This is a genomic window from Enterobacter cloacae complex sp. 372C4 (genome assembly GCF_050030615.1).
Lineage (GTDB): Bacteria > Pseudomonadota > Gammaproteobacteria > Enterobacterales > Enterobacteriaceae > Enterobacter > Enterobacter intestinihominis.
The window spans coordinates 881,734-900,901 of sequence record NZ_JBLGUQ010000001.1 but is presented as its reverse complement, the minus strand read 5'-3'; the positions used below and the strand labels follow the sequence as shown (position 1 = coordinate 900,901).

The 19,168-nt window shown below is 55.4% G+C and carries 20 protein-coding genes; 12 read left to right on the top strand and 8 right to left on the bottom strand.

The genetic code is table 11. The features are described 5' to 3' along the window. Nucleotides 1-15 precede the first annotated feature (15 nt). Complete coding sequence (gene mltA, locus ACQG11_RS04265; RefSeq protein ID WP_022649225.1) at nt 16-1,113, top strand: murein transglycosylase A; 1,098 nt, start codon at nt 16-18, stop codon at nt 1,111-1,113. A 75-nt stretch (nt 1,114-1,188) separates the two neighbouring features. Beyond that, nucleotides 1,189-1,995, top strand: coding sequence for a tRNA cyclic N6-threonylcarbamoyladenosine(37) synthase TcdA (gene tcdA, locus ACQG11_RS04260; RefSeq protein WP_006811804.1), 807 nt, complete (start codon nt 1,189-1,191; stop codon nt 1,993-1,995). On the opposite strand, the gene csdE is transcribed toward tcdA, so the two are convergent. Both csdE and csdA read right to left on the bottom strand, forming a co-directional pair. Then, nucleotides 1,986-2,432: a cysteine desulfurase sulfur acceptor subunit CsdE gene (csdE, locus tag ACQG11_RS04255; RefSeq protein WP_023306844.1), complete on the bottom strand. Its 447-nt coding sequence runs from the start codon at nt 2,430-2,432 to the stop codon at nt 1,986-1,988. The two genes, tcdA and csdE, sit on opposite strands and share 10 nt — an antisense overlap. Beyond that, entirely contained in the window at nt 2,432-3,637 is a 1,206-nt protein-coding gene (csdA, locus tag ACQG11_RS04250) for a cysteine desulfurase CsdA (protein WP_126315143.1), read from the bottom strand. Before csdA ends, csdE begins: the two co-directional genes overlap by 1 nt. Nucleotides 3,638-3,829: 192 nt before the next feature. Here csdA and ACQG11_RS04245 point away from each other — a divergent pair, with 192 nt between their 5' ends. The 4 genes from ACQG11_RS04245 (at nt 3,830) to rlmM (ending at nt 6,853) form a co-directional block, all read left to right on the top strand. Beyond that, nucleotides 3,830-4,057, top strand: coding sequence for a YgdI/YgdR family lipoprotein (locus ACQG11_RS04245; protein WP_015571738.1), 228 nt, complete (start codon nt 3,830-3,832; stop codon nt 4,055-4,057). Between the two features lie 350 nt (nt 4,058-4,407). Next, the gene (gene gcvA, locus ACQG11_RS04240) at nt 4,408-5,325 is read left to right on the top strand and encodes a glycine cleavage system transcriptional regulator GcvA (protein ID WP_426728200.1); all 918 of its coding nucleotides are present in this window, start codon (nt 4,408-4,410) and stop codon (nt 5,323-5,325) included. A 39-nt stretch (nt 5,326-5,364) separates the two neighbouring features. Next, nucleotides 5,365-5,760, top strand: a complete 396-nt coding sequence (locus tag ACQG11_RS04235) for a DUF423 domain-containing protein (protein WP_003862756.1) — start codon at nt 5,365-5,367, stop codon at nt 5,758-5,760. Then, nucleotides 5,753-6,853, top strand: coding sequence for a 23S rRNA (cytidine(2498)-2'-O)-methyltransferase RlmM (gene rlmM, locus ACQG11_RS04230; protein ID WP_022649221.1), 1,101 nt, complete (start codon nt 5,753-5,755; stop codon nt 6,851-6,853). Before ACQG11_RS04235 ends, rlmM begins: the two co-directional genes overlap by 8 nt. 57 nt (nt 6,854-6,910) lie before the next feature. Here the strand turns inward: rlmM and xni are convergent, their stop codons facing one another. The 5 genes from xni to queF all read right to left on the bottom strand — a co-directional run bounded on the left by xni (nt 6,911) and on the right by queF (nt 13,326). Next, nucleotides 6,911-7,666 carry a flap endonuclease Xni gene (gene xni, locus ACQG11_RS04225; RefSeq protein ID WP_032626021.1) on the bottom strand — a complete coding sequence of 252 codons (756 nt, stop codon included), beginning with the start codon at nt 7,664-7,666 and terminating at the stop codon, nt 6,911-6,913. Between the two features lie 112 nt (nt 7,667-7,778). Further along, nucleotides 7,779-9,146: an L-serine ammonia-lyase gene (locus ACQG11_RS04220; RefSeq protein ID WP_022649219.1), complete on the bottom strand. Its 1,368-nt coding sequence runs from the start codon at nt 9,144-9,146 to the stop codon at nt 7,779-7,781. A 62-nt stretch (nt 9,147-9,208) separates the two neighbouring features. Beyond that, entirely contained in the window at nt 9,209-10,498 is a 1,290-nt protein-coding gene (locus ACQG11_RS04215) for an HAAAP family serine/threonine permease (RefSeq protein ID WP_022649218.1), read from the bottom strand. Nucleotides 10,499-11,002: 504 nt separating this feature from the next. Then, the gene (gene ppnN / locus ACQG11_RS04210) at nt 11,003-12,367 is read right to left on the bottom strand and encodes a nucleotide 5'-monophosphate nucleosidase PpnN (protein WP_023298502.1); all 1,365 of its coding nucleotides are present in this window, start codon (nt 12,365-12,367) and stop codon (nt 11,003-11,005) included. A gap of 116 nt (nt 12,368-12,483) precedes the next feature. Continuing rightward, nucleotides 12,484-13,326 (bottom strand): NADPH-dependent 7-cyano-7-deazaguanine reductase QueF, encoded by an 843-nt coding sequence (gene queF, locus ACQG11_RS04205; protein WP_023298501.1) that lies wholly within the window; start codon nt 13,324-13,326, stop codon nt 12,484-12,486. A 69-nt stretch (nt 13,327-13,395) separates the two neighbouring features. Here queF and syd point away from each other — a divergent pair, with 69 nt between their 5' ends. Continuing rightward, nucleotides 13,396-13,941 carry a SecY-interacting protein gene (syd, locus tag ACQG11_RS04200; RefSeq protein WP_022649215.1) on the top strand — a complete coding sequence of 182 codons (546 nt, stop codon included), beginning with the start codon at nt 13,396-13,398 and terminating at the stop codon, nt 13,939-13,941. 134 nt (nt 13,942-14,075) lie between these two features. Here the strand turns inward: syd and ACQG11_RS04195 are convergent, their stop codons facing one another. Then, on the bottom strand, nt 14,076-14,252 hold the full coding sequence (locus ACQG11_RS04195) for a hypothetical protein (RefSeq protein ID WP_154816618.1): 177 nt from the start codon (nt 14,250-14,252) through the stop codon (nt 14,076-14,078). A 321-nt stretch (nt 14,253-14,573) separates the two neighbouring features. On the opposite strand from ACQG11_RS04195, the gene ACQG11_RS04190 reads away from it, so the two are divergent. The 5 genes from ACQG11_RS04190 (at nt 14,574) to ACQG11_RS04170 (ending at nt 19,154) form a co-directional block, all read left to right on the top strand. Continuing rightward, nucleotides 14,574-14,903, top strand: a complete 330-nt coding sequence (locus tag ACQG11_RS04190) for a YqcC family protein (protein WP_022649214.1) — start codon at nt 14,574-14,576, stop codon at nt 14,901-14,903. Beyond that, a complete protein-coding gene (truC, locus tag ACQG11_RS04185) occupies nt 14,900-15,685 on the top strand; it encodes a tRNA pseudouridine(65) synthase TruC (RefSeq protein WP_023298500.1) in 786 nt (261 codons plus the stop codon). The genes ACQG11_RS04190 and truC overlap by 4 nt, the downstream gene beginning before the upstream one ends. A gap of 15 nt (nt 15,686-15,700) precedes the next feature. Further along, nucleotides 15,701-16,150 carry a flavodoxin gene (locus ACQG11_RS04180; protein WP_045308738.1) on the top strand — a complete coding sequence of 150 codons (450 nt, stop codon included), beginning with the start codon at nt 15,701-15,703 and terminating at the stop codon, nt 16,148-16,150. A gap of 308 nt (nt 16,151-16,458) precedes the next feature. Beyond that, nucleotides 16,459-17,814 (top strand): galactarate/glucarate/glycerate transporter GudP, encoded by a 1,356-nt coding sequence (gudP, locus tag ACQG11_RS04175; RefSeq protein ID WP_003862734.1) that lies wholly within the window; start codon nt 16,459-16,461, stop codon nt 17,812-17,814. Further along, a complete protein-coding gene (locus ACQG11_RS04170; protein ID WP_023298498.1) occupies nt 17,814-19,154 on the top strand; it encodes an enolase C-terminal domain-like protein in 1,341 nt (446 codons plus the stop codon). The genes gudP and ACQG11_RS04170 overlap by 1 nt, the downstream gene beginning before the upstream one ends. The last annotated feature ends 14 nt before the right edge of the window (nt 19,155-19,168 follow it).

Here is a 19,168-nt window from a genome sequence, read left to right as displayed (position 1 = left end):
AAAAGACGAGATATAATGAAAGGACGTTGGGTGAAGTATCTGATGACAGGCGCAATGGTAGCGATTCTTGCGGCCTGCTCTTCCAAACCGACCGATCGCGGTCAACAGTATAAAGACGGGAAGTTATCCCAGCCTTTCTCTTTAGTTAACCAGCCAGATGCCGTGGGTGCTCCAATCAATGCCGGGGATTTCTCCGAGCAGGTGTACCAGATCCGCAAAGCGTCGCCGCGCCTGTATGGCTCACAGAACAACGTTTATAGTGCAGTGCAGGACTGGCTGCGTGCTGGCGGTGATACGCGCAATATGCGCCAGTTTGGTATTGACGCGTGGCAGATGGAAGGGGCGGATAACTACGGTAACGTTCAGTTTACCGGCTACTACACCCCGGTTGTCCAGGCACGACACACGCGTCAGGGCGAATTCCAGTATCCGATTTACCGCATGCCGCCAAAACGCGGTCGTCTCCCGTCCCGCGCTGAAATCTATGCCGGTGCGCTTAGCGAAAATTACGTGCTGGCCTACAGCAACTCGCTGATGGATAACTTCATCATGGACGTGCAGGGCAGCGGCTATATTGATTTTGGCGACGGCTCGCCGCTGAACTTCTTTAGCTATGCCGGGAAAAACGGCCATGCCTATCGCAGCATCGGTAAGGTGCTCATCGACCGTGGTGAAGTGAAACGAGAAGATATGTCGATGCAGGCGATCCGCGAGTGGGGCGAAAAACACAGCGAAGCGGAAGTGCGTGAGCTGCTTGAGCAGAATCCATCGTTTGTCTTCTTCAAACCGCAGAACTTTGCGCCGGTGAAAGGGGCGAGCGCCGTCCCGCTGATTGGCCGCGCTTCTGTGGCATCGGATCGTTCGATTATCCCGGCGGGTACCACGCTGCTGGCGGAAGTCCCTCTCCTCGACAACAACGGCAAATTCAACGGCAAGTATGAATTACGCCTGATGGTGGCGCTGGACGTGGGCGGGGCGATTAAAGGTCAGCACTTCGATATTTACCAGGGCATCGGCCCGGATGCCGGCCACCGTGCAGGCTGGTATAACCACTACGGGCGCGTGTGGGTGCTGAAGACAGCGCCGGGTACCGGGAACGTATTTAGCGGCTGAGTGTGGTATTCTGAGCGCAAGACGGATTACGGTTCAGGGTGAGGAATACCTCACCCTTTTTACATCTGAGGTTTTATGTCTGTGGTAATCAGCGATGCCTGGCGCCAGCGTTTCGGCGGCACGGCACGGTTATACGGTGAAAAAGCCCTGCAACTGTTCGCGGATGCGCATGTCTGCGTGGTGGGCATTGGTGGCGTGGGTTCGTGGGCGGCAGAAGCGCTGGCGAGAACCGGCATTGGCGCAATTACGTTGATTGATATGGATGACGTCTGCGTCACTAACACTAACCGTCAGATCCACGCCCTGCGTGATAACGTCGGTCTGGCGAAGTCCGAGGTGATGGCGGAGCGTATTCGTCTCATCAACCCGGAGTGCCGCGTAACGGTGATTGACGACTTTGTGACGGCAGATAACGTCGCGGAGTACATGAGCAAAGGCTACAGCTATGTGATTGACGCCATCGACAGCGTGCGGCCAAAAGCGGCGCTGATCGCTTACTGTCGTCGTTACAAGGTGCCGCTGGTGACAACGGGCGGCGCGGGTGGACAAATTGATCCGACGCAGATCCAGGTGGCAGATCTGGCGAAAACCATTCAGGATCCACTGGCCGCTAAGCTGCGCGAGCGCTTAAAAAGCGACTTCAACGTGGTGAAGAACAGTAAAGGCAAGCTGGGCGTGGACTGTGTGTTCTCGACAGAAGCGCTGGTTTATCCGCAGGCGGATGGTTCGGTCTGTGCAATGAAAAGCACAGCGGAAGGGCCAAAGCGGATGGATTGTGCCTCAGGGTTTGGAGCGGCCACCATGGTGACCGCCTCCTTCGGCTTTGTGGCGGTCTCTCACGCCCTGAAGAAGATGATGGCGAAGGCGGAACGTCAGGCCTGAGCCTGACGGGCGGCATCCAGCACCGCGTCGTTTAGCGCAATCAGTCCCTGTCCGCGCGAGGCGCTAAGCTGCGTGCGAAGTCCCAGCTCATCAAACAGCGCCAGCGGAGAATGCGCCAGCAGCTCTGCGGCGCTTTTCCCTTCGATTGCGGTCAACAGCACCGCCAGCAGACCGCGAACAATGCGTCCCTCGCTGTCGCCGAAGAAATGCAGTTTCTCACCGGATATGCTAAACCCAAGCCAGACGCGGTTCTCGCAGCCAGCTATCTCCTTCGCCTGCGATTTCAGTTCGTCTGACAGCGTGGGCAACTGTTTGCCCAGCAGGATCAACTGACGATATTTATCTTCCCACTGCGTGAGCGGGACGAAGGTCTGTTTTAACGTCTCTTCAGTGATAACGGTGCCGAACGGATGCCCGGCTAAGGCTGAACTTGTCATTAATCCACCAGTAATTCCAGGGCGCGGTCGACGGCGGAAACCAGCGCGTCGACGTCACTTTTTGTGTTGTACGGTGCAAACGAGGCGCGCAGGGTACCGCTCACCCCCATGGCCGCCAGCAGCGGCTGGGCGCAGTGCTGTCCTGCGCGCAGGGCAATGCCGTATCCGGCAAGCAGCGTCACCATGTCGCTATGGTGTACGCCCGCAAAATCAAAGGCGAGCAGGCTGGAGTCCTGGACGCGGAACGAGCGAAACCCGGGGCGTTTCTTAAGCTCTTCTTCTGCCAGCGTCGCCAGGCCCCGGCTCCAGCTTTCAGCCTGAGCCACGTCCGTATCTGCGAGAAATTCGAGCGCTGCGCTCAGACCGATAACCCCTGCCACGTTCGGCGTACCGGCTTCCAGGCGGTAAGGCACATCCTGCGTTTTGAAACCGTCGAAGGTGACTTCGGTAATCATCTTGCCGCCGCCGAGCCACGGCGTCATCCGGGCCAGCAGTTCAGGTTTACCGTACAGCGCGCCGATACCGGTTGGCCCGTACAATTTATGCCCTGAGAAGGCATAGAAGTCGATATCCAGCGCCTGAACGTTAGCCGGAAAATGCACCACACCCTGCGCACCGTCGACCATTACTACCACGCCGCTGGCATGGGCAATCTCAATGGCGCGCGCCAGATCCGGACAGCCGCCGGTGACGTTGGACATCTGCCCCAGCGCCAGAATACGGCTGCGCGGCGTAATCAGCTCAGGCAGACGCGCCACGTCAGGCAGGAAGTCTGTACCCAACGGGAGTTTTACAACCCGTGCCCCGGTTTGTTCGGCCACCATCAGCCAGGGCACCAGGTTGGCGTGGTGTTCCGCCTCGCTGACGATCATCTCATCCCCGGGCTGCAACAGCGGACGCGCGTAACATTGCGCCACCATGTTAATGGCCTCGGTAGTGCCCCGCGTCCAGACGATGTTCTTACCGCTGTCAGCATTGATCAGGCGCGCGACCTGATCCCGTGCGGCTTCGTATTGCGCCGTTAAGCGCTGTGCGTCGGCATACTGGCTGCGATGCACGTTCCCGGCGCTCAGGCTGTAAAACTGGCGGGTTGCCTCAATCACCGCTTGCGGCTTAAGGGCCGTGGCGGCGCTATCAAGATAAATGCCGGCATCGGCCAGCGCAGGAAACTGTGCGCGAAACTGCGCAGGACTGAAAGCGTTCATGGAATTCCTCATATCGATTCTACGATCGTCGCGCAAATTCATCGGCAGGGCAAGGAAGTTGATATCTATCAGATTTGTCTGCTTATCCTGGCGAGTCTGAAAAAGCAGGTTATGCTAAATAGTGTTAGGCGGATGTTTTAGCCTGTTATAAATCGAGGTTTGAATAGCATTAATTGCTAAAGGAGAATAATCATGAAAAAGACAGCTGCAATCATTTCTGCCTGTGCGTTGACCTTTGCCCTGAGCGCATGTTCTGGTAATAACTACGTAATGCATACCAACGATGGTCGATCTATCGTCTCTGAAGGGAAACCGACAACCGATAATGATACCGGGATGATTTCATACAAAGATGCTAACGGGAACAAACAGCAGATCAATCGCAGTGACGTGAAAGAGATGAAGGAAATCGAGCATTAACAGTTAGATAAGCGAAAAAAAAGCACCGCAAGTTGGCGGTGCTACATTAATCACTATGGACAGACAGGGTAAATGTACAGGAAGTGAAAAATTGGTAGCGTTGCTACCGTGGTCTGAATCGCAGACCAATTGCAAACACAACAACACAACATCACAACCGTAAGCCAAAAGCCCTTCAGAACACGCATTCCAAAAAAAGCTTTTCGTTCCGGCTCAGGAAGTGCCGCCACTATAGGTATTTGCTGGTAGTTCCTCAACGGACAAATTATAATGGCTCAGATAAAAAAAACTAATAGGTTAAACGTTGTTTCCTATATGTTAAATCTCGTTAACATCTAAGCCAGATAACCATGTCCAAGCGATTGCCACCCCTAAATGCATTACGTGTTTTTGATGCAGCAGCACGCCACCTCAGCTTCACCCGCGCAGCCGATGAGCTTTTTGTGACACAGGCCGCAGTAAGTCATCAAATCAAGTCTCTGGAGGATTTTCTGGGGCTTAAGCTGTTCCGTCGACGCAACCGTTCGTTGCTGTTGACCGAAGAAGGGCAGAGCTATTTTCAGGATATTAAAGAGATTTTCTCCCAGCTGACGGAAGCCACCCGTAAGCTTCAGGCACGGAGCGCAAAAGGCGCCCTGACTGTGAGTTTATTGCCCAGTTTTGCCATTCAGTGGCTGGTGCCGCGACTCTCAAGCTTTAACTCAACTTATCCGGGAATCGATGTCCGAATCCAGGCGGTGGACCGTCAGGAAGACAAGCTTGCAGACGATGTGGATGTGGCGATTTTTTACGGTCGTGATAACTGGCCGGGCTTGCGTGTTGAAAAATTATACGCAGAATATCTGCTGCCGGTCTGTTCACCGCTGCTGCTGACGGGGGAGAAAGCGCTCAAAACGCCCGCCGATCTGGCGCAACACACGCTTTTGCACGATGCGTCGCGTCGCGACTGGCAAACTTATACCCGCCAGTTAGGTCTTAATCATATAAACGTGCAGCAGGGGCCCATTTTTAGCCACAGCGCGATGGTGTTACAGGCTGCCATTCACGGGCAGGGCGTGGCATTAGCGAATAACGTCATGGCGCAGTCCGAAATTGAGGCAGGCCGTCTGGTTTGCCCATTTAACGATGTACTGGTCAGCAAGAATGCATTTTATCTGGTTTGTCATGACAGTCAGGCAGAACTGGGTAAAATAGCCGCTTTCCGGCAGTGGATACTGGCGAAAGCGGCAAGCGAGCAAGAAAAATTCCGCTTCAGGTATGAACAATAACGTTTGTGTGCCGGGCACGCATTAATTCAGGACTTAAACATGACCAGCCGATTCATGCTGATTTTCGCCGCGGTGAGTGGCTTTATTTTTGTAGCTCTGGGCGCGTTTGGCGCGCATGTCTTAAGCAAGTCTTTGGGCGTTGTGGAGATGGGCTGGATCCAGACCGGCCTTGAATATCAGGCGTTCCACACGCTGGCAATTTTTGGGCTGGCGGTGGCGATGCAGCGCCGTATCAGCATTTGGTTTTACTGGAGCAGCGTCTTTCTGGCGCTGGGTACCGTACTGTTCAGCGGCAGTCTCTACTGTCTGGCGCTGTCGCATTTACGCCTGTGGGCGTTTGTTACACCTGTCGGCGGCGTCAGCTTCCTGGCGGGTTGGGTTTTAATGTTTATCGGAGCTATCCGTCTGAAACGCAAGGGCGTTGTTCATGAATAAGGTTGTTTTATATTGTCGCCCGGGGTTTGAGAAAGAGTGCGCCGCGGAAATCACCGATAAAGCGGCGAAGCGTGAAGTCTTCGGATTCGCTCGCGTCAAAGAGAACGCGGGCTATGTGGTATTTGAATGCTATCAGCCTGATGATGCCGACAAGCTGGCGCGCGAACTGCCGTTCAGCTCGCTGATTTTCGCCCGTCAGATGTTTGTCGCGGGCGAATTACTGAAAGATCTTCCGCCGGAAGATCGCATCACGCCGATTGTTGGCCTGTTGCAGGGCGTGGTGGAGAAGGGCGGCGATTTGCGCGTGGAAGTGGCTGACACCAATGAAAGCAAAGAGCTGATGAAGTTCTGCCGTAAGTTTACCGTGCCGCTCCGCGCGGCACTGCGTGATGCGGGAGTGCTGACAAACTACGAAACGCCAAAGCGTCCAGTCGTGCATATCTTCTTTATTGCGCCAGGATGTTGCTACACCGGCTACTCGTATACCACCAATAACTCGCCGTTCTTTATGGGGATCCCGCGTCTGCGCTTCCCGTCAGACGCGCCGAGCCGTTCAACCCTGAAGCTGGAAGAGGCGTTCCACGTCTTTATCCCGGCGGACGAGTGGGACGAACGTCTGGCAAACGGCATGTATGCCGTCGATCTTGGCGCGTGCCCGGGCGGCTGGACCTATCAGCTGGTGAAACGCAACATGTGGGTTTCGTCTGTGGATAACGGCCCGATGGCGCAAAGCCTGATGGACACCGGGCAGGTCACCTGGCTGCGTGAAGATGGTTTCCGCTACCGTCCTACCCGTAACAACATCTCCTGGATGGTGTGCGACATGGTAGAAAAACCGGCGAAAGTCGCAGCGCTGATGGCCTCCTGGCTGGTGAACGGCTGGTGTCGTGAGACGATTTTCAACCTCAAGCTGCCGATGAAAAAGCGTTACGAAGAGGTGTCGCAGAACCTGGCTTATATTCAGCAGCAACTGGACGAACACGGGATTAACGCGGAAATCCAGGCGCGTCAGCTGTATCACGACCGTGAAGAAGTGACGGTGCATATCCGTCGCTGGTGGGCGGCCGTGGGTGGGCGTCGCGACGAGCGATAACGTTTGTAACGCCCGGTGGCGCTGCGCTTACCGGGCCTACAAAATCGTGTAGTTGTTTTAACGTTCTAACCTTAACTGCTGTAAATTCCCGTCCAGCTGTAAATCCGTCTGTAGCGTTGCGATTTCCCGGCAGATAAACGCCATCTCTTTATTCGCCTCCAGCTTCTTGCGCCATTTTTCCGGCACTTCCTCAAGCCTTGCGTAAATCCCTTCCAGATTCTGAAACTCCGTCAGCAGCTGTGCGGCACTTTTGGGTCCAATACCGGCGACACCCGGCACTCTGGAGCTGCTGATCCCCGCCAGCCCCCAGTAATCCGGCAATTGCTCAGGCGATACGCCAAACTCGCTGGCAATAAATGGCGCGTCCAGCCAGCGTTTCTGGAAGTAGTCGCGGATGCGGACCGTTGGAGAGAGCAGCTGGCAGTAGCCTTTGTCGGTTGAAACGATAGTCGCCTGATGCCCGGCGCTCGCGACTTTAACCGCCAGCGTTGCGGCTAAATCGTCAGCCTCATTACCGTGTGCGCCCCAGCACGGAACGCCGCGCTGTTCAAAGGCCGCGCGTATAACGGGCATTTCGGCGTGCAGATCGTCCGGCATCGGCGCACGTCCGGCTTTGTAGTCCGGCAGGCGCTGGTGCCGCCAGCCGGTATTGCGTGCTTCATCGTCGAATACGGCAACAGCGTGGGTGGGTTCGCTATGGCGAATGAGCTGCTCCAGCGCGTGTAAACAGGTGTCCTTGCAGGGGGTGCCCTGTACCGCGTGAATACGGCGAATCAGGTTAAGTGCATCGACGATAAGCAAATGAACGGCCACAGATAATCTCCCTTCTGTCTAATGGGGGAAGGGTAACACTGAGCGCAGCATGAAACTATGAATGGTGGGGAAAACAGGAAGAAGCCTCGCAAAACGAGGCTTCCTGAGAGGCTTAATCGCAGGTAACGATCTTCATCGCCAGGCCACCGCGGGAGGTTTCGCGGTATTTGGCGTTCATATCTTTACCGGTTTCGTACATGGTTTCGATAACCTTGTCGAGACACACGCGCGGTTCGCTGGTGCGGCGCAGCGCCATACGGGCCGCGTTCACCGCTTTCACAGAGGCGATGGCGTTACGCTCGATGCATGGCACCTGGACCTGTCCGCCGACCGGATCGCAGGTCAGCCCCAGGTTATGTTCCATGCCGATTTCCGCCGCAATACAAACCTGCGCAGGACTTGCGCCCAGCAATTCGGCCAGACCCGCCGCCGCCATAGAGCAGGCTACGCCCACTTCACCCTGACAGCCCACTTCCGCGCCGGAAATCGAGGCGTTCATCTTGTACAGTGAGCCAATCGCACTGGCGACCAGCATATACCGCGCGAGTGAGTTTGCATTCACTTCACGGATAAACTTGTCGTAATACGCCAGGACCGCCGGAACAATGCCGCACGCCCCGTTGGTTGGCGCGGTGACGACGCGGCCACCCGCGGCGTTCTCTTCGTTCACCGCCAGCGCGAACATGTTGATCCAGTCGACAACGGCCATCGGGTCGGTGGTGGTTTTGTCGGTGCTGACCAGCATGCGGCGCAGCGCAGCCGCACGACGTGGAACACGCAGTTTCCCCGGCAGCACGCCTTCGGTGGTGATCCCGCGCTCAATGCCGCTGCGCATCACTTCCCAGACGTTTGCGAAGTGCTGTTCCAGCTCCTCTTTGCTGTGCAGGGCCAGCTCGTTTTTCATCATCAGGCCGGAGAGAGAAAGGCCTGTCTCCTGGCAGTGACGCTGTAAATCGGCCGCGTTTTTGTACGGGTACGGCACCTCAACGGCGGAGCCGTTGGTTTGACCAAAATGGTCTTCGTCGACGATAAACCCGCCGCCGATGGAGTAATACGTCTGGCTGTAAACCGCTTTATCGCCGACCAGCGCGGTAATGCGCATGCCGTTTTCGTGCAGCGACAGGTTATCCGCATGGAAATTCATGCAGTGGTCAACCGGGAATTCAACTTCGTGCTCGCCGTTCGCCAGCAGCAAACGACCGTGGGTGTTCACGTCCTGGATAAAACCAGGAATGGAGTCAATATCAACGGTATCCGGCAGGTTACCCGCCAGCCCCATGATAATGGCAATATCGGTATGGTGGCCTTTACCGGTCAGGGAAAGGGAACCGTATACATCGACAACCACGCGGGTGATGTCGTGCAAAATGCCGCGTGCAATCAAGTCATCCGTGAATTGTTTACCGGCTTTCATTGGTCCGACGGTGTGAGAGCTGGAAGGACCAATACCGATTTTGAAGATATCGAATACGCTAATCATGATGCGTCCATTGCTTCAGTCAGAGGGGAGGAGTGCGCCATCCGCAGACGGCGCAGGAGGTATTAGCTGAACAGCGAGTAGAAAATAGCGGAGATGGCAATCAGACCCATCACAACAACGAACACGTTGCTGATATGGCCGCTGTATTTACGCATCGCTGGCACTTTCTGAATCGCGTACATCGGCATCAGGAACAGAATCATCGCGATAATCGGGCCGCCCAGGGTTTCAATCATGCCCAGAATGCTTGGGTTCAGGGTGGCTACCGCCCAGGTGGTCACCAGCATGAACAGCGCGGTGATTTTGTTCAGACGGTTGATTTCAATGCTCTTGCCTTTACCGCGCAGAGATTTAATCACCATACCGTTGAAGCCTTCACGTGCGCCCAGGTAGTGGCCCAGGAAGGATTTGGTGATGGCGATAATCGCGATGATCGGTGCCATCCACGCAATCAGCGGTGCGTTAAAGTGGTTTGCCAGGTAGGACAGAATAGAGATGTTCTGCTCTTTCGCCGCCGCCAGATCCGCTGGGGAAAGGCTCAGCACGCAGCTGAACACGAAGAACATAACTGTCAGTACCATCATGATGTGTGCGCGAGCCAGGATGCTGGAGCACTTCTTCTCTGCACCATTGCCGTACTCTTCACGCTTCGCCACCGCGAAGGAGGAGATGATTGGCGAGTGGTTGAAGGAGAACACCATTACCGGGATCGCCAGCCACAGGGTCAGTAGCAGGCCGTTACCGGTTGCGGATGCGCTGCTCAGAGACAGAGTTTCCAGCGCAGCGCCGTTCCACTGTGGGATCAGGTACAGCGCCAGCACCATCAGGGCTGCAACAAACGGGAATACCAGCACGCTCATCGCTTTGACAATCATCTGCTCGCCAAAGCGCACGATGGTCATCATACCGACGATCAGGATCAGGGACAGGATCGCACGCGGCGGCGGGGTCATCTGCAGCTGGTGCATCATGAAGCTTTCAACGGTGTTGGTGATAGCAACGCTATATACCAGCAGAATCGGGTAAATCGCGAAGAAGTAGAGCAGGGTAATCAGCTTACCTGCGCCGACGCCGAAGTGTTCTTCAACGACTTCAGTAATGTCTTCGCCCGGGTTTTTACCGGACAGCACGAAGCGGGTCAGGCCGCGGTGTGCAAAGAAGGTCATCGGAAAGGCGATGATGGCCATGATGATCAGCGGGATCAGACCGCCGACACCTGCGTTGATAGGAAGGAACAGTACACCAGCGCCGATTGCCGTGCCGTACAGGCCAAGCATCCACATGGTATCCGTTTTGCGCCAACCGCTTCGGGATTCAATCGAAGCAACGGTGCTGGTTTGAGTGGTTTCCATCTGTATCTCCTGGAGGAAGCAAATTGTCAGGTTTTTAGTCAAATCCGATGAAAAAGTGCCTGACGGTAATATGAAATTCGTTCAGTGACGGTTTTTTAATAATTTTTGCCCGTAACTATTGGCGGGCGGAAAGATACATTCTCGTTATGAATCTATCAGTGATCGCGATCCCAAATGCAATAATCCACTTATGATGTGGGCATATTTAGACCATTTATCTGTTAAAAAAACATCAAAGAGGATTTACGGGCGCGAAGGCTACCATTAACGACATGTTTTCGAAAAGGCTGACCCGCGAGATAGGTGTCTTTCGCTGTAAAGAAATAGGATTTTAGGATTTTCTGGCAGGTAATTTCGATTAAGGCTGATTATTTACGGTTTCAAAAACGAGGTAATCGTTTGCGCGGGCGCCAGATTTGTTAATAACATTGAAGATCGCTATGAATTACATCACTAATAAAAAAGCCGGATGACAATCCGGCTTGAGAGGAGGGAAAGGACGCTTTATTTGATGATTTCGTAACAGGGAATATAGGCAGAACCCGGAAGTTTCATGCGGTGCTGAGCCACAAAGCCCTGCAGCATGTCATCCATGCGGCGCATCATCTCCGGGTCACCGTGGATTTTATACGGCCCGAACTCCTCAATCGCGCGGATCCCCACCTCCTTCACGTTCCCCGCCACGATGCCAGAGAAGGCGCGACGCAGGTCAGCTGCCAGTACTTCCACCGGCTGATCCGGATAGAGTTTGAGGTTCGCCATGTTCTCATGCGACGGCTCGAAGGGGATCTGGAGATCCGGTGCGATACGGATGGACCAGTTAAAGCTGTAGGCATCCCCGGTATCACGACGGTTCTCTTTCACCAGCGGCATCGCTTTTTTCATCTGACGGGCCACTTCTGCGGCATCGTCAATAATAATGCGGTAGTGACGGCGCGCGTCTTCCCCCAGCGTATGCACGATAAACTCGTCCAGCACGCGGAAGTAGTCGGCGCTCTCTTTCGGGCCGGTCAGGATCAGCGGCAGAACCTGATTTTTGTTGGCCGGGTTCATCAGGATCCCGAGCAGATAAAGCAGCTCTTCCGCCGTACCTACGCCGCCCGGGAAGATGATAATACCGTGCGCGATACGGACAAACGCCTCAAGACGTTTTTCGATATCAGGCATAATAATCAGTTCGTTAACCAGCGGGTTAGGCGGCTCAGCGGCAATGATTGACGGCTCGGTCATGCCGATAAAACGGCCTTCTTTATAGCGTTGCTGCGCGTGTCCTACTGCCGCGCCTTTCATCGGCGCTTCCATCGCGCCAGGACCGCAGCCGGTACAGATGTTCAGCTCGCGCAGGCCGAGCTGATTACCCACGCGGCGGGCGTACAGGTATTCGGTTTCGTTAATGGAGTGACCACCCCAGCAGACGACCATGTTCGGCGCTTCGCCAACGTGCAGGGCGCGGGCGTTACGCAGAATGGAGAAAACCAGGTTGGTGATATGAACGGAGCTTTCCAGATCGAGATGCTGGAAACGACCGGCGTTGCTGATCTGTCCGTTAACAAACAGGATGTCGCGCAGCACGGCAAAAAGGTTGGCCTGAAGTGAGCGAATAATACGCCCATCGACAAACGCCTCTTCCGGCGGGTTGATCACTTCCAGCTTCACCCCGCGCTCGCGGCGCAGCACATTGATATCAAAACTTTCGAAGCGGGACAGCAGCTCTTTACTGTTGTCGGTCAGGCTTCCGGAGTTCAGTACAGCAAGTGAACAGTTACGAAACAGTTGATACAGGTCGCTACTGGCGGTGCGTTTAAGCATGTCCACTTCCAGTTGCGACAACATATCCATAGAGCCAAGCGGGCTAATATGTGTAATCAAGTGAGCTCCTTATGGGACGATTATCGTCTTTCCCTGTTGATTACAATAGCCCTGGCTTATGACGTTTCACAACACTTCGGGCGGAATACCGCCCGCATATTGTGAAAATATTTATCTTACTGGCGCACCAGCCGTCCGGTGGCAGGCACAAAATCGGTATTGGTGCGCCATGGGTTAATGTCCAGGCCGCCGCGACGGGTATAGCGGGCATAAACGCTCAGCTTTTCGGGCTGGCAGAAACGCTGTATGTCATTGAAGATGCGTTCCACGCACTGCTCGTGGAATTCGTTGTGATGACGGAATGACACCAGGTAACGAAGCAGCTTTTCCCGGTCAATCTGCGGGCCGCGATACTGGATCTGTACCGAGCCCCAGTCCGGCTGATGGGTGATAAGGCAGTTGGATTTCAGCAGATGGCTGACCAGCGTTTCGTCGACCACTTTTCCGCCCGCCGCGTTTTCCAGATAGTCGGTGCTAAATTCGTAGCTTTCCACATCAATGTCCTGATCGTCGATGCAGGTGCCGTGGAAATGGGCGATGGGCTGACCTTCCAGCTCATGCAGACGGTATAACGAGACGGTTACGTTCCCCTGCGCGCACGCGCTTAAATCACGTTCAAGCGTCTGTTGTACCTCGTCCCAGCTGTTAAATTTGGTCTGGTTAAAGCTGTTGAGATAGAGCTTAAAGCTCTTGGATTCGACCAGGTTTACGCTGGCGTAATCCAGCTCGACATGGCCCACGGCCACCTGCGGCAGACCGCGCGCATTCAGCCAGGAGAGTTCGTACAGCGTCCAGATGTCACCGCCGACGAACGGCAGCGCGTCGGCATGAAGGCCAAGCGGATCGCGGTTCAGGCTGCGCGGCACACCCTGAAGCAGGCTTGCGTCGTAGGTGTCGCGGTAATCGGTCGATTTACCCAGCGTTAAGCCCGTTAACGCCTGATGATTTTCGTAAGACATGTTTCATAGCCACTTTACAGGTACACTTAGGGGCTGAGTTTATCCTGTCTTACAAGAAGAGAGAAATCGGTGGATATCGAAACTGCAAATGCTCTGACGTCCTTCACGACCCGCTATTGCGATGCCTGGCATGAAAAGCGGGGGACGTGGCCGCAAAGTACTGACTTATATGGCGTGCCGTCACCGTGCATTATCGCTTCGCAGGATGATTACGTTATCTGGCAACCGAAACCGTTCACGGGCGAGCAGAATGTAAATGCGGTTGAACGCGCAATGGACATTGTGATACAACCTGCGCTTCATGCAATTTATACCACGCAGTTTGCCGGGGATATGACTGCATGTTTTGCAGGACAGCCGCTGACGCTGCTGCAAACCTGGAGCGAAGACGATCTTCAACGCGTTCAGGAAAACCTCATTGGTCACCTGGTCACGCAAAAACGCCTTAAGCTCTCCCCGACTCTCTTTATTGCGACGCTCGACAGTGAACTGGACGTCATTTCAGTCTGCAACCTGTCTGGCGAGGTCATTAAAGAGACGCTCGGCACCCGCAATCGCGACGTTCTCGCGCCTTCTCTTGCGGATTTTCTTACCCGACTTGAGCCGCTTCTGTAATCCATGATGCTACTGGACGTGTGAGAGATCTCTTACACGCACTGTGAGACATCGCCGAAACAATTAGCATTGTCTTAGGGATTTCAGATTAATATTAACTTCCCTTTCAACAGGTTAGCGATTTCCTGAAACGATTATCCCCGTTTCGCCAGGCTTACCTTGCTCACAGGATGGGTTGTAAGACGAGGCAGAATAGCGGATTCTATCTGTGTCGACAGGATGCCGACGCGAGAAACGAACATCAGGATGATGGCGTTTCTCACCAGGAACACGTCAGGACGACGCCGCAGGAAGGCTTCAGGATGAAGCAAAGTGGATCACGCAGGATGCGTAAGGGACACCTCCAGGAAGGAGAACGTGAGCCGGTCAGGATGGTCGGTGGGTCAGGATGGCCAGGACGTTTCAGGACGAAACCTACACGTCAGGATGATGTGAGCAGGAAGCAAAAGGTAAAGGGATGACCAGGCCTTCGGGCATCAGGAAAAGTTGTCACGGATGAGCAGGGAGCACGTATTGTAGCTGGAATGCTGCGAAACGAACCGGGAGCACTGTTTTTACAGTGCTCCCTTTTTTTATTTCTGTCTTCCGCAATGCTATGCTTCGCGCCATTCCGTTTTTCAGTTGAGGTTACTATGACGCATCACGATAGCGTTCGTGCGCAGTTGCACGCCATCGAAGCCCTTATGCGCCAGCATCAGCTGTGGCAGGAAAGTGCGCCGCAGCCAGACGCGTTCGCCAGCACCCAGCCGTTTTGTCTGGATACGCTGTCTCCATTCGAATGGCTCCAGTGGGTATTAATTCCGCGCATGCACGCGCTGCTGGAAGGGGGACACGCGTTGCCCCAGGCGTTTGCCGTCTCTCCCTATTACGAAATGGCGCTGGAGGCGACTCACCCGGCGCGCGACGTTATGTTGGTTGAGCTGGAAAAGCTGGATACGCTTTTCGCCGGTGACGATGCATGACGCTTGAGATCCTGTATCAGGATGAGTGGCTGGTGGCGGTGAATAAACCGTCCGGCTGGCTGGTACACCGAAGCTGGCTCGATCGCGATGAGAAAGTGGTTGTTATGCAAACCGTGCGCGACCAAATCGGTCAGCACGTCTTTACTGCCCACCGTCTGGATCGGCCAACCTCTGGCGTTCTGCTGATGGGGCTTTCCAGTGAGGCCGGGCGCCTGCTGTCGCAGCAGTTTGAACAGCACCAGATCCAGAAGCGCTACCACGCCATTGTGCGCGGCTGGCTGACGGATTCCGCCACGCTGGATTATCCGCTGGTGGAGGAACTGGATAAAATCGCCGATAAATTTGCCCGCGAAGATAAAGGTCCGCAGCCTGCGGTGACCGACTATCGCGGTATGGCGACCACAGAACTGCCGGTGGCGACCAGCAAATTTCCCACTACGCGATACAGTCTGGTTGAGCTTTTGCCCAAAACCGGGCGCAAGCACCAGCTTCGCCGCCACCTTGCACATCTGCGCCACCCAATTATCGGCGACAGCAAGCACGGCGATCTGCGGCAGAACCGCAGCGCGGCAGAGCACTTTGGCTGTAACCGACTGATGCTGCACGCCAGCGAGCTAAGCCTGACGCACCCGTTTACCGGCGAACCGCTGACTATTCGCGCGGGGCTGGACGAGGTCTGGATGCAGGCGCTGTCACAGTTTGGCTGGCTAGGACAACTCCCCGAAAATGAAAGGGTTGAGTTTGCCGCAGGCAACGTTCAGGATGAACAGCAAGCGCAATAATTACGGGAGCAAAGCATGGCTGAAGTAGGTATTTTTGTCGGCACGATGTACGGCAACTCGCTGCTGGTTGCGGAGGAAGCAGAAGCAATCCTCGTCAATCAGGGCCATAAAGCAACGGTCTATGAAGACCCGGAGCTGGCAGACTGGGAAAAGTATAAAGATAAATACATTCTGGTGGTGACCTCCACCACCGGGCAGGGCGATCTCCCGGACAGCATCGTCCCGCTTTTCCAGGGCATTAAAGACCAGCTTGGCTATCAGCCAGATGTTCACTATGGCATCATCGCCCTCGGCGATAGCTCTTACGCCAATTTCTGCGGCGGCGGTAAGAAGTTCGACGCGCTGTTGCAGGAACAGCACGCTCAGCGGGTCGGCGAGATGTTACTGATTGATGCTGGCGAGCACCCCGAACCGGAAAGCGAGTCAAATCCCTGGGTTGAACATTGGGCCACGCTCCTGAACTAACCCTGTACTATACGAGCTGTAGGCCGGGTAGGGCGTAGCCGCCACCCGGCAACGAAGCTGCACCATATCCTCAATTCCGTGAAGTATCTTCCACCACTTTGGGCTTATGCCCCAATCCACGTTCCCCACGCCCGTCAATGTTGTGTTTCTGCACGGTGAGAGAACCGGTCACTCCTTCATATACTTTTCCCGTCACTATAAAACGGCTTCGGGCCGTACCAAAACCAAACACAAATCTCTCATTCTGATTACCCTACAGGTGCTGTACAGAATGAACCAGGCGAAAGCTATGTTTCAGGAGTGCAACAATGAGTACATTAAGCCACGCGGCGAGCAGCGCTGAGAAGCGCACCAACGCCCGATACTGGATAGTGGTGATGCTGTTTATCGTCACCTCTTTCAACTACGGCGACCGTGCCACGTTATCCATTGCCGGCTCTGAGATGGCAAAGGACATCGGACTTGATCCGGTGGGTATGGGTTATGTTTTCTCCGCATTTTCATGGGCCTACGTAATCGGCCAAATCCCTGGCGGCTGGCTGCTGGACCGCTTTGGCTCAAAACGGGTCTATTTCTGGTCCATTTTCATCTGGTCGATGTTTACCCTGTTACAGGGCTTCGTGGATATCTTCAGCGGCTTCGGCATTATCATTGCGCTCTTTACCCTCCGCTTCCTGGTGGGTTTAGCGGAAGCGCCATCTTTCCCGGGCAACAGCCGCATTGTGGCCGCCTGGTTCCCGGCGCAGGAGAGGGGAACGGCGGTAGCAATCTTTAACTCGGCGCAATACTTTGCGACGGTTATTTTCGCGCCAATTATGGGCTGGCTGACGCACGAAGTGGGCTGGTCGCACGTCTTCTTCTTCATGGGCGGGCTGGGGATCGTCATCAGCTTTATCTGGCTGAAAGTGATCCACGAACCAAACCAGCACCCGGGCGTGAACAAGAAAGAGCTGGACTACATTGCTGAAGGCGGGGCGCTGATCAACATGGATCAGAAAACCCAGAAAGCAAAAGTCCCGTTCAGCCAGAAATGGGGGCAGATCAAACAGCTCGTCGGCTCACGGATGATGATCGGTATCTATCTCGGCCAGTACTGCATTAACGCCTTAACCTACTTCTTCATCACCTGGTTCCCGGTTTACCTGGTGCAGGCGCGCGGGATGTCGATTCTGAAGGCGGGTTTTGTCGCCTCTGTGCCAGCCATCTGCGGCTTCGTGGGCGGGGTGCTCGGCGGGGTCATCTCCGACTGGCTGATGCGTCGCACCGGTTCGCTGAATATTGCGCGTAAAACGCCAATCGTGCTCGGCATGCTGCTCTCCATGACCATGGTGTTCTGTAACTACGTCAGCGCGGAGTGGATGATTATCGGCTTTATGGCGATGGCCTTCTTCGGTAAAGGCATCGGCGCGCTGGGCTGGGCGGTGATGGCAGATACCGCGCCGAAAGAGATCAGCGGCCTGAGCGGCGGTCTGTTCAACATGTTTGGCAACATTTCCGGCATTGTCACCCCAATCGCTATCGGTTACATCGTCGGCACCACCGGCTCCTTCAATGGTGCGCTGATTTATGTAGGCGTCCATGCGCTGGTGGCGGTACTCAGTTACCTGGTGCTGGTGGGGGACATCAAACGAATCGAACTGAAACCTGTTGGGGAGCGCGGATGATGACAACGCAATCAAGCCCGATTGTGACGGAGATGAAAGTCATCCCGGTGGCGGGTCAGGACAGCATGCTGCTCAACATTGGCGGCGCGCATAACGCCTGGTTCACCCGCAACATCGTGGTGCTGACCGACAGCGCAGGGAATACCGGCGTCGGGGAAGCGCCTGGCGGAGAGGTGATTTACCAGACGCTGGTCGACGCCATCCCGCAGGTGGTTGGGCAGGAGGTCGCCCGCCTGAACAAGGTGGTTCAGCGGGTGCATAAGGGCAACCAGTCGGCTGATTTTGATACCTTCGGCAAAGGCGCCTGGACGTTTGAACTGCGCGTTAACGCGGTGGCGGCGCTGGAGGCGGCTCTCCTTGATTTACTGGGCAAGGCGCTGAACGTGCCGGTCTGCGAACTGCTGGGGCCAGGCAAACAGCGTGATGCAGTAACGGTGCTGGGCTATCTGTTCTACGTTGGCGACCGGACGAAAACCGATCTGCCGTATCTGGAACGCTCGCCGGGCAGCCACGCGTGGTATCACCTGCGTCATCAGGAAGCGCTCTCTGGCGAGGCGGTGGTACGCCTGGCAGAGGCGGCGCAGGATCGCTACGGCTTTAAAGACTTCAAGCTGAAAGGCGGCGTTCTGCCGGGCGAACAGGAGATTGACAGCGTGCGCGCGTTGAAAAAACGCTTCCCGGAGGCACGCATCACCGTCGATCCGAACGGCGCCTGGCGGCTGGATGAAGCTATCGCGCTGTGCAAAGGACTGGGCGACGTGCTGACCTACGCGGAAGATCCGTGCGGCGCCGAGCAGGGCTTTTCTGGCCGCGAGGTGATGGCCGAATTCCGCCGCGCTACCGGGCTGCCGGTTGCGACCAACATGATCGCCACTAACTGGCGCGAAATGGGCCACGCGGTGATGCTGAATGCGGTGGACATACCGCTGGCTGATCCGCACTTCTGGACCCTTTCCGGCGCAGTGCGCGTGGCGCAGCTGTGCGATGACTGGGGACTCACCTGGGGCTGCCACTCCAATAACCATTTCGACATTTCGCTGGCGATGTTTACCCACGTTGGCGCGGCGGCGCCGGGTAACCCGACCGCCATCGATACGCACTGGATCTGGCAGGAAGGCGAAGCGCGCCTGACCAAAAATCCACTTGAAATCAAAAACGGCACCATTGCCGTACCGGATGCGCCGGGGCTGGGCGTGGAGCTTGACTGGGATCAGATCCACAAGGCGCATGAAGCGTATAAAAAACTGCCGGGCGGCGCGCGCAACGACGCAGGCCCGATGCAGTACCTTATCCCCGGCTGGACATTTGACCGTAAGCGCCCTGTATTTGGACGTCACTGATAAAAGGATCGAAC